The organism is Paraburkholderia fungorum (assembly GCF_900099835.1).
GTDB classification, from domain to species: Bacteria; Pseudomonadota; Gammaproteobacteria; order Burkholderiales; family Burkholderiaceae; genus Paraburkholderia; species Paraburkholderia fungorum_A.
This window is the reverse complement of record NZ_FNKP01000002.1, coordinates 1,972,509-1,986,608: the sequence shown is the minus strand read 5'-3', so window position 1 is coordinate 1,986,608 and position 14,100 is coordinate 1,972,509. Positions and strand designations below refer to the sequence as shown.

8 protein-coding genes are annotated in these 14,100 nt (G+C 62.6%); all 8 read left to right on the top strand.

Annotation, left to right across the window (positions count from 1 at the left end; all coding sequences use genetic code 11):
• Positions 1 to 88 precede the first annotated feature (88 nt).
• Complete coding sequence (locus BLS41_RS24640) at positions 89 to 703, top strand: RNA polymerase sigma factor (protein ID WP_074769573.1); 615 nt, start codon at positions 89 to 91, stop codon at positions 701 to 703.
• Positions 678 to 1,769 carry a FecR family protein gene (locus BLS41_RS24635; RefSeq protein WP_171910302.1) on the top strand — a complete coding sequence of 364 codons (1,092 nt, stop codon included), beginning with the start codon at positions 678 to 680 and terminating at the stop codon, positions 1,767 to 1,769. The genes BLS41_RS24640 and BLS41_RS24635 overlap by 26 nt, the downstream gene beginning before the upstream one ends.
• A gap of 78 nt (positions 1,770 to 1,847) precedes the next feature.
• Positions 1,848 to 4,334 carry a TonB-dependent siderophore receptor gene (locus tag BLS41_RS24630; protein ID WP_083380070.1) on the top strand — a complete coding sequence of 829 codons (2,487 nt, stop codon included), beginning with the start codon at positions 1,848 to 1,850 and terminating at the stop codon, positions 4,332 to 4,334.
• A gap of 164 nt (positions 4,335 to 4,498) precedes the next feature.
• Positions 4,499 to 5,338, top strand: coding sequence for an alpha/beta hydrolase (locus tag BLS41_RS24625; protein ID WP_171910301.1), 840 nt, complete (start codon positions 4,499 to 4,501; stop codon positions 5,336 to 5,338).
• 425 nt (positions 5,339 to 5,763) lie between these two features.
• Complete coding sequence (wecB, locus tag BLS41_RS24620; protein ID WP_074769567.1) at positions 5,764 to 6,960, top strand: non-hydrolyzing UDP-N-acetylglucosamine 2-epimerase; 1,197 nt, start codon at positions 5,764 to 5,766, stop codon at positions 6,958 to 6,960.
• A 126-nt stretch (positions 6,961 to 7,086) separates the two neighbouring features.
• On the top strand, positions 7,087 to 9,273 hold the full coding sequence (locus BLS41_RS24615) for a cellulose biosynthesis cyclic di-GMP-binding regulatory protein BcsB (protein ID WP_074769565.1): 2,187 nt from the start codon (positions 7,087 to 7,089) through the stop codon (positions 9,271 to 9,273).
• Positions 9,270 to 11,465 (top strand): glycosyl transferase family protein, encoded by a 2,196-nt coding sequence (locus BLS41_RS24610; protein WP_074769563.1) that lies wholly within the window; start codon positions 9,270 to 9,272, stop codon positions 11,463 to 11,465. Before BLS41_RS24615 ends, BLS41_RS24610 begins: the two co-directional genes overlap by 4 nt.
• Positions 11,462 to 13,954, top strand: coding sequence for an NfrA family protein (locus BLS41_RS24605; protein ID WP_074769561.1), 2,493 nt, complete (start codon positions 11,462 to 11,464; stop codon positions 13,952 to 13,954). Before BLS41_RS24610 ends, BLS41_RS24605 begins: the two co-directional genes overlap by 4 nt.
• The last annotated feature ends 146 nt before the right edge of the window (positions 13,955 to 14,100 follow it).

Sequence of the window (14,100 nt, the reverse complement as noted above, 5' to 3'; positions counted from 1 at the left end):
TTGCAATTTTCATTTCAAATGATAATAATTCGCATTTGCATTTTATCGTCCACCGGCTCGACAGCCCTTCCTGGTCGAGCGCAAAACCGTGCCTATTCCGAACACTCTCGCCAGTGCGTTCATCGCGCATTACCACTCGCTGCTTGCGTTTGCCAGGCGTCGTGTGGCGTCGGCCGAGTCGGCGGCGGACATCGTGCACGACGCGTTCGTCCGGATCGCGACACTGGAAGCACCCGAGCGCGTCCAGCAGCCACAGGCGTTTTTCGTGAGGATGGTCGAGAACCTGGTGATCGACCGGTTTCGCGAACAGCGTGTCGCCGACAAAGTGATCGTCGCCGACTACACGATGAACGACGAGCCGGGCGATTATCCGAGCGACGCGGCGCGGCCCGACCTGCTGGCCCAGGCCGCCCAGACTGCCCACAGGATCGATACGATGGTTGCCGCTTTGCCACCGCGTTGCCGCGAAGTGTTCCTGCTGCGGAAAATCGACGGCCTCTCTCATGACGACATCGCGACCCGGCTGAACATCAGCCGCAACATGGTCGAAAAGCATCTGCGCCGCGCGCTGCTCGTGTTTCAGAGCGATGCCGGCCATGACGGCCCGCTGGTTGATTCGTCGCACGGCGCCGCTAGAATACCGGCATCTCTGCAATCCGCTCTACCGGCACGCCACGATGACGCCTCGCTCCATGACGCCTGATTCACGCGACGCATCGTCGCCGGTGGGCATGCCCGGCAAGGGACCGCAGCGTCTGAAAGCGGAGGCCGCCGTGTGGACGGTCAGGCTCGATTCCGGCCGCGTGAATCGCGACGACAGTCGCCTGGTTCGCTGGCTTGCACGCTCGGAAGCGCATCGCCGGGCGTTCGATGCGGCATCGGCAGCGTGGCAGGCCGCGGGCGCGCAAGTCACGAAAACGGTGGCTGTGCACGAAGAAAATGCGCGCACGAAGCCATCATCGTTCGAAGCTCACGCGAGCACGCCGTCCCGTCAGCGGCGACACAATCGCAATCCGGCCCGCTGGCGGCCTCGAGCGTGGCTATCTGGTCTGCGTATGCCCGTGATCGCTTCGGTCGGCGTGGCGGCCCTTGCCGTCGCGACAGTGAGCGTCGTGCGTCAGCCGGACTGGTCGACGGCGACGGGCGAGCAACGCACGATTGCGCTAGATGACGGCAGCACGGTGAAGCTCGACGCGCAAAGCGCAATCGATGTGAAGTACACCGCTGGTGAGCGCCGGATCGTCTTGCGCAAAGGCCGCGCGGCCTTCCACGTTGCACACGATGAAGCGCGACCGTTCCTCGTTGTTGCGCGCGACGGCACGACGCGCGATATCGGCACAGTCTTCCAGGTAGACCGGCTCGACGAAGGCCGCGATACGCAAGCGCCGGTTGTCGACGTGGTCGTGACGGAGGGCCGCGTCGAGGTCGCAACGGCGGGCGGCAGGGAAGTACTTCGCCCCGGCGAGGCCGCGCAATATCGTGGAAGTGCCGCGCCTGCACCCATGCAGCAGGCCGATATCGCCGCGCTCACCGCATGGCAGAAAGGGCGTCTGCGTTTCGACGACGTGCCGCTGCGCGACGTGTTGCAATCGTTGAATCGCTACTATCCGCAGCACTTTCTTTATGTGCGTGGTCCGGCGGCAGCGCTGCGCGTGTCGGGCAATTTCAATCTCAACGATCCTGCGGCCGCGCTCAATACGTTGTGCGATGCGTTCGGACTCGACCGTCTGACAGTTGCCGACCGGCTGATCGTCCTCGCCAGAAAATAATTCTAAAAACGACCTCCTGTTTTTGAAGGCTGCTGCGTCTAGCAGACATAAGGTCTTCAATTACACGGGGAAATCATCTTGTCGAAGCTGGATTCACAGTCATCACGCGGACTGCGTTCGTACACGCACGGCCGCACCGCCAACCGCCTGCGTCATCGCCTGATCTATCGCGCCGTGCTTGCCACGTTAATGATGGCGCCGTTGGCGCATGCGCAATCCAGTGCAACCGGCAGCGCCGGTTCGTCATCGTCGTCCGCCGCGGCATTGCACGAGTTTCGTATTGCACCGGGCTCGCTGAATAGCGCACTCAATGCATTCGCGGACGTGAGCGGCGTGCAGATCGCCTATGCCGCCGATCTCACGGTGGGACGGCAGTCCCCCGGCGTGAAAGGGAGCATGTCGAGTGCGAACGCGCTCGATGCGCTGCTCGCGGGCACCGGTCTCGTCGCCCAGCAAGGCGCGCACGGCGGCATCGTGCTGAGCGTGAAAGCGCAGGACGTCCCAGCATCCGGCGAGGTAAGCCCCGAGGGAAAGACGTTGCCGCCGGTCGTGGTGAGTTCGTCCGCGGTCTCCGCCGATGAACCGGTCGTGAGCCGCGCGAGCACCAAGACCGCGACCGCTCTCAAGGACACGCCGCAGTCGGTCACGGTGATCGATCGCGCGCAGATGGACGCGCAGGGCGTGCAAAGCGTCGCGCAGGCGTTGCGCTATACGCCCGGCGTGGTGGCCGAGGCGCGCGGTGTCGGCGAGCGCTACGACAGCGTGATGTTGCGCGGTTTCGGCGGCTTTGGCGGCAGCGCGAGTTACGTGAATTTTCTCGATGGACTGAAGCTCGGGCGCGGCCTTTCGTATGCGGTTCCGCAAATCGATCAGTACGGTTTGCAACGCATCGAAGTGCTGCGCGGACCGAGTTCCATTCTGTACGGTCAGGCAAGTCCGGGCGGCGTGATCGTGATGGAAAGCAAGATGCCGGAAGCGAATCACGTCAACGAAATCGACGTGGCGGCGGGCACGCACAATCTCTGGCAAGGCGCATTCGATCTGGGCGGCCAGCTCGACGACGGCAAGGTGCTGTACCGCTTCGTCGGCCTCGCGCGCGATGCGGACACGCAGGTGTCCGGCACGAAAGAGCGCCGCATCTACTTCGCGCCATCGGTCACGATCAAGCCCGACGCGGACACGTCGCTGACTCTGCTCGCGAGCTATCAGTACGATCCGGAAAATGGCTATTACGGTTTTCTGCCGCGTTATGGCACGGTGTCGGCGAATCCGAACGGTCAGCTCGGCACGGGTTTCAACGATGGCGATCCCGACTACGACACCTATAAGCGGATGCAGGCGTCAGTCGGCTATCAGTTCGAACATCGCTTCAACGACGTGTGGACCGTGCGGCAGAACGCGCGTTACATGCACATGTGGTCGAACTATAAAACCGTCTATTCGAGCGGCTACACCGACTCAACCCAGCGCTATCTGAATCGCCTGACCAGTGGATCGTATGAACACGTCGACAGCATTTCCGTAGACAACCAGGCCGAAGCGCATTTCAAAACCGGCGCGCTGGAACACACCGTGTTGTTCGGTCTTGACTATCAGATGACGATGGCGGATCGCACGCTCGCATCCGGCAAGGCGGCGGCGCTCGACATTCTGAACCCCGATTACAGCATCGCCATTGCGGACCCGACGACGGCAAGCTACACGCGCCAGCGCACCGATCAACTCGGTCTGTACGCGCAGGACCAGGTGCGCTTCGGCAAATGGTCGTTCGTGATCGGCGGTCGTGAGGACTGGGCGTCGACGGATTCGAACGAGCTGATCAAGTCGACCAGCACGCATCAATACGATCGCGCGTTCACGTGGCGCGGCGGCGTGCTCTATTCGTTCGACAGCGGAGTTACGCCGTATTTCAGCTATTCGCGTTCGTTCCAGCCGACTACATCGGGCACGACATCGGACGGCGCACCGCTCAAGCCGACCACCGGCGAGCAATACGAGGTGGGCGTCAAATATCAGCGGCCGGGCAGTGCGAGTTTCACGACGGTATCGCTGTTCGATCTGCGTCAGCGCAATGTGTCGACCATCGATCCGAACAACAGCAATTATCGTGTGCAGACAGGGCAGGTCAATAGCCGCGGCGTAGAAGTGGAGGCGCATCTTGCGTTGACTCACTCGCTGAACGCAATCCTCGCCTATACGTACACGAGCGCGTATGTCGCGTCGGCCACCGATTCGTCGCTCGGTCATACGCCGGCCGCCGTGCCGCGCCAGATGGCGTCCGCGTGGCTCGATTACACGCTGCATGCAGGGCCGCTGAGCGGTCTTGGGTTTGGCGGCGGGGTTCGCTATATCGGCAATACGTATGGCGCGGCGGATAACTCGTTCAAGGTCAGTTCGTACACGCTGGTCGATCTCGGTGCGCATTACGACTGGCGCAACTGGCGCTTCTCGGTCACTGCGTCGAATCTGTTCGATCGCGAATACGTCGCTGCGTGTGCGAGCGCCACGCAGTGTTTCTATGGATTGCGTCGCACCGTGATCGGTCACGCGACTTATCAATGGTGAGCGTTTTTATGCACGACAATCGAAGCAAAGGATCAAAAAAAGGCCGGCTCCTGATTGGGCTCGTCGCGGCAATGGGATTCACGCAAGGAGCGGTTGCCGCTTCTTCGTTGCAATGCGCGGCGACGGAGCTGTCCGCACCGGCGTCAGTATCGAAGATTGAATTGATGCCTGACACGCTCGGCGTTGCGGTGGAGTCGGCGGTCAATGGACAGCGTTATCAGATCCTGATTCATCGGCCGTCCGCGACGGTCAAGGAACCGCCGGGCGGTTTTCCGGTGCTGTACGTGCTGGATGGCAACGCAACGTTCGTACTGGCGGCGCAGGCCGCACGATTGCAGGAGCGGCTGACAGGTGGCCTGATTGTGGTCGGCGTCGACGCGCAAAGCAATGCGCTATTCGATCCGCCAGCACGTTATCGCGACCTGACGACTCCGGCTGCCGACAACGCGTGGGGTGTTCCGAAAGACAGGAACGGTGGACCGCTTAAAACAGGCGGTGCCGATGCGTACCGCGACTTTCTGGTCAACGAGGTCGCGGCAGTGGTCGATGGATGCATGCATGTGAACAAGCAGCGCACGACGTTGTTCGGTCATTCGCTCGCCGGGCTATTCGTGTTGCACACGCTGTTGACGCATCCCGATAGCTACGATCGCTACATTGCTGCAAGCCCTTCTATCTGGTGGAACGACAGGGCGGTGCTGAACGAACTGTCGTCTTTGAGAACCGATAGAACCGATAGAACCGATAGAAGCGGTGGAAGAAAAGCGCTTCACCTGATGGTTGGCGGCGCGGAGCAGACTCTGGCCGCCAGTGCTCCGGCGGTCCGTGTCGACCGCGTGACGCATGCGGCGATGAACGACAACGTGCAATTGCTTTATACCCGCCTTAAGCAGGAGCACAGCGACGATGTAGACGTGGCACTCGACGTTTTCAGCGGCGCGAATCATGTGTCGTATCTTCCCGCCGCGTTGAGTGCGGCGGTGACCGAGGCGGCTACGCGTTAGCGACTGCCGGTGGATTGTCCGCAGTGGCGGCACTGCGGACAATTACACCTTGTTCGCATCGTATTTGCACTTCCTTCGAATTGAGTCTGCATGCCGGTTATCAATGCCGTATTTAACATTTCGATTCGATTGGCAATAAATACGTTAATTCATGTTTAGGATTAAGTGATACACCGTGACTCATTTTTTATATAAAGGAATAAATTACTTATCCAGTTATTGGTGTGGAAATAAAAACCTATAAAAACTGTAAAGATTTGGCTTGATTTTCGGCATTTAATTCCGCTATAAAATCTGCTAAAAAGCTTGAAAAGGGAAAATTTCCCGGTTAATGTTTTTTACATTTTTTATAAATACCGAAAACATGTCGAGTGCTTAAAATCCGATGCGTCGTGAGTCAAACAACGCACGGATAACGCACACCAATGACTAAAAAAATACTGTCGATCTTCGGCACCAGGCCAGAAGCAATCAAGATGGCTCCGCTGATGCGCGCACTTGCGGCAGAGCCGGGAATCGATTCGGTGGTCTGCATCACGGGCCAGCATCACACCATGTTGCAGCAGGTTCTCGATCTATTCGACATTGCACCCGATTACGATCTGGCCGTCATGACGCAGAATCAGACGCTCAATTCGCTGACTGCACGCGTAATTGAAAAGCTCGATAAGGTGATCGACAGGGAGAAGCCCGATCGTATTCTGGTTCACGGTGACACGACAAGCGCGTCATCGGCCGCGCTTGCTGCATTTCATCGCCGTATTCCGGTCGGCCATGTTGAAGCGGGATTGCGCACTTATGATCCCGGTCATCCGTGGCCAGAAGAAATTAACCGACGCATCGTGGATACCGTTAGCGATCTTCTGTTTGTGCCGACGCATCGGTCTGCCGCGAATATCGCAGCGGAATCGCTGCAAGGATCGACCATCGTCACGGGTAATACCGTCATTGACGCATTGCTCTGGATGACAGAGCGCATCGACAGTAATACCGCTTTACGCGACAGCCTCGACGCGCGTTTTCCGTTTCTCGACCCCGGTCGGCAGATGGTGCTCGTCACCGGGCATCGGCGTGAAAGTTTCGGGCAAGGTTTCGCCGATATCTGCGCCGCGCTTACGCATATCGCGCAGCGCCCCGATGTGCAGATCGTGTATCCGGTGCATCTGAATCCCAATGTTCGCGGACCGGTCACGCTGGCACTCGAACGCGTGCCCAACATCCATCTGATCGAGCCGCAAGGCTACGACGGCTTTGTGCGGTTGCTACAGCGTGCGACGCTGATCCTCACCGACTCCGGTGGCGTGCAGGAAGAAGCGCCCGCGCTCGGCAAGCCGGTTCTGGTGATGCGCGACGTCACCGAGCGTCCTGAAGCCGTGCAGGCCGGCACGGCGTTGCTGGTCGGCACGAATCCCGCAACGATCGTCAATGCCGTCATGCAGTTGCTGGACGATGCCGGCGCGCGCCACGCCTTCGCACAGCGCATCAATCCGTATGGCGACGGCCGTGCTTCTGCGCGGATCGTCGCGGCGCTTGCCGGCCGACCTTTCGACGCATTCGCGCCGCCGGGTCTGCGCGGCGTCGAAGTTGACATTCGGCCCGCAAGACTCAGAGCAAGCCTCTAAGGCCCCAGGTCGTTCCGACGTAGCACGTCGATGGACGCTTTCGCTGCGCACGCCGTGCGTCGCAAGGCGGGTATCAGATCGCGCGGCGGCAACACGGCATCAAACCTTCTACGAGACAGGACTCCGATGATTCAATTCTTTCGCCCACGCGTGCCGCAAACCATGCTTGCGCTGGTCGTTGCATTCGGCGCAGATTGCAGTCATGCCGCCGCTGCGGATATCGCGGGCGGCTTCAGTCAACTGAGCCAGGGCATCAGCGAAACGCGGGTCGTCTCATTGAAAGAACTCGGGCTGCTGACCAGCGTCACGCTGACCGCGCCGGATACGCGCCGCGAATTCTTCCTGCCGGTGCCAGCCGATGTGCCGATCTCCGATGCCACGTTGCAATTCGACGGCGCTTACGTGCGCGGCGACGGTGGCCGCACGACGATGCTGCTCTCGCTCGACGGTTCACCCGTGTTGTCGCGCTCGTTCACGCAGGCGAACGGCGGCGCGTCGCTCAGTATCGGCGTGGACGGTGCGCCTCGCTCAGCCGGCTATGTGCGGCTCGGTCTGGGCTTCGCTTCCGTGATCAACGACAACGTCTGCACCGACCAGACCGCGATCGGCAACGTGCTGCGGGTCGATCCGAGCACCCGTCTGTCCTATCGCTTCAATCCCGCCGATGTCCACGATCTGCGCACCGCGTGGAGCGCGTTGCCGTACGCGCCGGTGCTGGCTATCGCTGGTGACCGGCTCGGCGCGGCCTCGCTCGATACCGCGTGGCGTACCAACGCGCTGTTGCAGCGCGACGGCAAGCGCCCGGTGATGCAGACCTTGCCCACAGTAGGCTCGACAGTCGACGTGAGCGGCACCGACATTCCCGCAGCGTTGCACGGTATTCCCGCATTCGACGCACTCGCGAGCGGCGGTTCTCACGTGATCGCCGACGAGGCCGAGTTGGGCGCCGTGTTCGCACTCGCGCCGCGCGCTGTTTTCGGACCCGATGTAGTGGTCGTGGACCAGCCGATGCGCAACACGCTGAACGCTGCCGTCGACGCACTGCGCGCGCAGGTCGCCACGGCGTCGCCGCAAGCACTCACCGAATTCGACGCGTGGCGCGCGCATGCAATCGACGCCGTTGCGTCACCGTTCGCGCGAGGCGAAGCGCGCGTCGCGCATCTCGGCGGACGAGCGGTGATCGTGATCGGCGACAACGAAGGGGCAGGTGTTCTCGCGCGCGGCTGGCGGCCGATCGACGTGTCCAACCGCGTCGTCGTCCATCAGATCGACCCGGGCGCACGTACGCCCGGCGACACGATTCCGCTGTCCGATCTCGGCGGCGATCCGCGCAGTGTCGACGTGCACGACACGGCTTCGTGGGAAGCGAGTTTCGACATGGCCGCTGCGTCCGGCAAGGGGCAATTGCCGAAGGAGGTCGTGCTCGACCTCGCCGCGTCGCCGACACTCTCGAACGGACGCGCGACCGCGACCGTCTATTTCAACGACGTGATGATCGGCGCAAAACTGCTCGACGTGGATGGACGGCGTCAGCGCCTCGATCTGCAGATTCCGCGCTATGCGCTCGCGCGCACCAACAATCTGCGCGTGACGTTCCGGCGGCAGCCCGACGCCGGGTGTCAGGCGCGGCAGTCGTATCCGGTGTCGGTGCTGCCGAGCAGTTATCTGAAGCTCGTGCGCGGCACGCCGGACAACGACTTTGTCGGCATGGCCGCGCGTTACGCATCGTCGGCGACGGTGCTCGTGCCGCACGCGTATCTCGACGACGCCGTGCACAGCGTGCCGCGTCTCGCCACGTTAACCGGCGCGGCAGGCGTTGCGCCGATGCCCGCTACTTTTGCGGTCGTCCCTGACGGTGCCAGGGCACAGCCCAACGGCCCGTTCCTCGCCGCCGACGTGCCGCTCGACGACGAAAAAAACCATGTCGATTTTTCGAAAGATCACCTGATGCTGACCTCGTCCTCGGGCGACAAGCTGATCGACGTGTCGGGGCTCAGCAAGCTCGCCGTGGTGAGCGTCGCGCAATCGGGCGAGCAGAGCGGCATCGTCTACCGTTCGACGGGCGACGCGCCGGTGCTGACCGACAAGCTGCAACTGTCGCGCGGCGATATCGCGGTGGTCGATGCGAGCGGCGTGCTCAAGCAGTTCGACACGGTGCATCCCGACGACCTGCTCGCCACCGGCAATTCGAGCACGCTGTGGGTCACGCGGCATTGGGCACGATGGGGCATTCCCGGTGTGCTGCTGATTCTGCTGATCGCGCTGATTCTGTTCGCGCGCCATTCGCGTCGTAAAAACCGGGCTAAACCGTGATTATCGCCACGCTGAAGTGGTACGGCGCCGTTCTGCTCGCGCAGTATTACCAGACGCTCGAACAGATTTCGACAGTCGTCGCGGCAATCATTCTGCTGTCGAGCCTCGACGATCTGTTCATCGATCTCTGGTACTGGGTGCGCGAAACGGTGCGGCGCTTCACGGTCGAGCGGCAGCACAAGCCGCTGACCGTCGCGCAACTCGAACAGCGCGACGAGCAGCCCATCGCGATCATGGTTCCCGCGTGGCAGGAGTACGACGTGATCGCCGCGATGATCGAGGATGCGGTCCGAGTGCTCGACTATCGTGCTTACACCATTTTCGTCGGTACCTATCAGAACGATGCCGCGACGATTGCCGAAGTGGAGCGCATGCGGCATCGCTACAAGCATCTGCATCGTGTCGAGGTGCCGCACGATGGACCGACCTGCAAGGCCGATTGTCTGAACTGGATCGTGCAGGCCATCCTGCACTATGAATTTGAAGCGGGGATCGAGTTCGCGGGCGTCGTCATGCACGACAGCGAAGACGTGCTGCATCCGGTCGAATTGAAGTTCTTCAACTATCTGTTGCCGCGCAAGGACATGATCCAGCTGCCGGTGGCGTCGCTCGAACGCGAATGGTACGAACTGGTGGCGGGCACCTATATGGACGAGTTCGCCGAGTGGCATGCGAAGGATCTGGTGGTACGCGAGAGCATGGCGGGGTCGGTGCCGTCGGCGGGTGTCGGCACGTGTTTTTCGCGGCGTGCGATGCTCGCGTTGATCGAGGAAACACAGAGCCAGCCGTTCAATACAGAAAGCCTCACCGAAGACTACGACGTCGGCGCGCGCATCAGCAAGCTCGGCATGCAGTCTATTTTTCCGCGTTTTCCCGTTCAGTTCGCGACCCGTCGACGGTCATGGTTCGGGCTCGGACCCGAGCGCGATATCACCGTGACGATGCCGCTGTGCGTGCGTGAGTTTTTCCCGGATACGTTGCGCACCGCGTATCGGCAGCGCGCGCGCTGGACCCTCGGCATCGGTCTGCAAGGCTGGAAGCAGACTGGCTGGAGCGGGTCGTTTGCGAATCGTTATCTGCTGCTGCGCGACCGGAAAGGGGTCGTCACCGCGTTCGTCGGCATGCTGGCTTATCTGCTGGTGCTGCAGTTTCTGCTGTTCGCGGTGGCGTCGTTTATCGGCCTCACGCCGAATCTGTTTCCTTCTCCCTTTATCGATTCGACGTGGACGCAATTCCTGCTTGCGGCCAACTTCATATCGCTGGCGTTGCGCGTGCTTCAACGCGTGATCTTCACGACGCGGCTTTATGGTTGGGAGCACGGCATCCTCGCCGTGCCGCGCATGGTGATCAGCAATTTCATCAATTTTCTCGCGGTGTTTCGCGCGTGGCGGCTTTTTCTCGTGCATATCGTGACCGGCAAGCGGCTCGCGTGGGACAAGACGATGCATGACTTTCCGAGCGCCGACGGTCTGCGCAACACGCGGCAGAATCTTGGCGAATTGCTGCTGTCCTGGCAGGCTATCGATCAGAGCAAACTCGATATCGCGTTGAGCGACGAACGCTCGCGCGAAGCACCGCTTGGCCGTGTGTTGATGGCGCGAGGCTGGCTCGATGAGGAAACGCTGGCCGAGGCGATAGCGTTTCAATCCGATCTGCCGCGCGGCAAATTCAATCCGGCATTGCTGCGGGATTCACGCGACGATGTGCCCGTCGAGGTACTCGTGCGGATGCGCGTGCTGCCGCAAGGAACCGACGAAAACGGGCACATGGTGTTCGTTGCCGCGAGTCTCCCCGCCGACGATGCGCTCGCCGAGTTGCATGAACTCACTGGCCGCACGGTCGCGGTGCATATCGTGCGCGAGAGCGAAGTGACCCAGGGGCTGCGGGTGTTGCGCGATGTCGAACAGCCGTCGCTGGCAATGGCGGGTGGCACGGACAGCGACGCGGATAGTGAAACTGTGCAGCCGCACGAAACGATCATGCGTGGCGTGCCGCTGATCGGCGATCTGCTGATCGAGATGGGCCTCGTCACGCGTGCCGCTTTCGAGGATGCGCTGACCAGCTATCGGCCGGATCGGGACGGCCGGATCGGCGATTACATGGTCGCGCGCCACGTGATTTCGCGCGACGCGCTGCGGCTCGCGATGGCCGAACAGCGGCGCATCCAGCAGGAACAGGCGGGCCGCCGATGAATGACACGATCATGCGCCGCCGTCGTCAGTCGATCTCGGCATGCCTTGGACCTCGCTGGCGCTCGTGGGCCGCGGCGTGGGCCGTGACCGCGTTGGCCGCGATTCCCGCGCTGCCGGTTCACGCCGATGAAAACTTGCCGTTACCGCTGGAGGGTGCAGCTTACCGGGTCGCGCAATCCGCGTATCAGGCGTATGGCGCGCACCGTTATGCCGAAAGCGCGAGCCTCGCCCGCGAAGCGATCCGGCAACGGCCGGACCTTGTGGAGCTTCGTCTGCTGCTCGCCAATTCACTGGCGGCGGGTGGGCATCGCGAAGCGGCGAGCCGCGAATTGTCGTCGGCGATTGCGATGCTGGGTGCGCAACCTGCGTTGACCGGACGGCGCGCGCAGATCGACCGTTTGATCGCGGCGGGCGATGCGGGCGGCGATACCGGCGATCTCAATAGCGCCGCGTTCAAGGCCGCTGGGCGCGCGTATCGGGCTTACGCGCAAAAGGACTATGAGGCGGCGATCAGCGCGTCGCGCGACGCGATTGGCGAGGCGCCGGATGCGGAGCGGTTGCGTTATCTGCTGATCGACGCGTTGCTCGCGACGAATCAGGACGCGGACGCGTATGCGGAAGCCGTGGACGCAACCCGGCGTTTCGGCGATAGCGAAGCGCTGCGGCAGCGCCGCGACTATGTCGGCGCGCGGCTTGGGCAGCAGCTTTCCATCCAGGCATCGGCGGCACGCGAGCGCGGCGATTTGCCGGGCGCAATGAAGCTTGCTCAGCAAGCGGTCGATCACGCGCCCAATCAGTTCAATTTCCGCCTGCAACTGATCGACCTTCAATTCGGCCAAGGTGACCTCGCCGGTGTCGGGCAAACGGCTTCAGGGGCCATCGAGCAGAACGATCGCGACGTGCTCGCGTGGACGTTGCGCGGTTATGCCCGCGCCGCGTTGCAGGAAGCGGGTGCGGATAGCGACTTTGCGCATGCGCTCAGCGTGACGGATGCGTCGGCCAATACATCGCCTCGCACCGCGCGGATTGCCCGCATGATCATCGCCGATGTGTGGATAGCGCAAGGCCGCGCACAAGCTGCGCTCGACCTGCTGGCGCCGCTCGCTCAAGCGCATGACGACACCGACGCGGCGATTTCGCTGCGTCGTCATCGTGCGCACGCGAAGCTCCGCGAAGCGGCACCTGCAGCATCAGCAACCATCGCAATCGATCCCAAAGCGCGCCCGGTCTTCGATTGCCGCACCGACCAGTTCGGCGCCGCTTGCGACCTGTACGCCGCCGATCCCGGTTTCGACGCCGCACGAAAAGCGCGCCTCGCCGCCAGCCAGGGCGATCGCCGCGCAGCCGTCGAAGCCGCGCGCGAAGCCGTGGCGGCCGCGCCGGACGACCCTCAGCATCGCACCGAACTGATCGATGCACTGGTCAACGAGGGCGACGAGCGGGGCGCGTCGGTGCAAGCCCGCAGCGTGATCGACGCAGGCCTGCTCGACGGCATGACCGACATGCAGGCCGGTTTCATCGCGCAACGGGCGGGCGACAGCCGCCTCGCACTGCATTACTTCGAGCAGGCCGATCAGCATGGCGACCTGCCAGCGTCGGCATTCGCGGATGCCGGCTACGCCGCGCTGCACGCGCACCGCAACCCGCAGGGCGCGGCCTACCTGGAGCGCGCAATCGATGCCGGCACGCATCCCGCCGACGGCGAACCCGCGGCCACGCCGCAAACCCTCGCTGACGAACGCGCGGCCCACGCGGAAGCCACCCGCAACTGGGGCTTCAACACGTCGCTGAATTACCGCAATGGCGGCGCGCAACCGGGTTTCGCGTCGAACCCCGTGCCGGGCGTCGCAAACAACTGGCAGACCGCGACCGAAGCATGGTGGCGGCCGTTCGGCAGCCTCGGCGACCGCGATTTCCAGGTCTACGCTCGCGGCTATGAAAACTTCGGCGTCAAAGGAGACGAACCTTCCGGCGCCGATACGTTGCAGGCCGCGGTGGGCGCGCGCGTGAAGCCGTTCAGTTCGGTCAACGCGGTATTCGCGTTCGAACGGATTGTGCCGATCGGCGCCAGCGTGCGCTCGGACTGGCTCGCGCGTGCTGCGTGGTCCGATGGATTCGGCACCGCGTTGCGCATCGACCGGCCGAGCTGGTGGACGGGTATCGCGTACGCGGAAGCCGGTCGCTATCTGCAGCATCCGTCCACGTATGCGACGGCTAACGCGCGGCTGGGCCGCACATTCCGGCTCGATTCCGTCGATCCCAATCTCACCGTGTTTCCGCATCTGGTGGTGGGCGCGGACTACGACTCGGCGGTCGATCACAGCGTGCCGGTCGGCATCGGGGCCGGGGTGTCGACGCGCTGGTGGTTCCGCGGCGGCCCCTACGATGCGCCGCGTTCGTTCGTGGATCTGTCGGTGCAATACCGGTTCCGGGTGGCCGGGGATGCGCGCGCACGCGGTGTATTCTTCGGGGCCGTGCTGGCCTACTAGGCGAGCTTTCCGTGAACGCCGATGGCGGGCACGGAGCGCTCCCCGCCATCTGACGACGACCCAACCGATGCGAGTCAAATTCCGTACGTCCTGTTGCCGAACGCCGGTCCGCGTGGCGCTGGCATTGCTGCTCGCCAGTTTCGGAA

What these genes read in the sequence shown, in the direction of transcription:
- BLS41_RS24635 (WP_171910302.1), top strand. Translation starts at nt 678, where the DNA reads ATGACGCCTCGCTCCATGACGCCTGATTCACGCGACGCATCGTCGCCG.
- BLS41_RS24605 (WP_074769561.1), top strand. Translation starts at nt 11,462, where the DNA reads ATGAATGACACGATCATGCGCCGCCGTCGTCAGTCGATCTCGGCATGC.
- BLS41_RS24625 (WP_171910301.1), top strand. Translation starts at nt 4,499, where the DNA reads ATGCCTGACACGCTCGGCGTTGCGGTGGAGTCGGCGGTCAATGGACAG.
- BLS41_RS24615 (WP_074769565.1), top strand. Translation starts at nt 7,087, where the DNA reads ATGATTCAATTCTTTCGCCCACGCGTGCCGCAAACCATGCTTGCGCTG.
- wecB (WP_074769567.1), top strand. Translation starts at nt 5,764, where the DNA reads ATGACTAAAAAAATACTGTCGATCTTCGGCACCAGGCCAGAAGCAATC.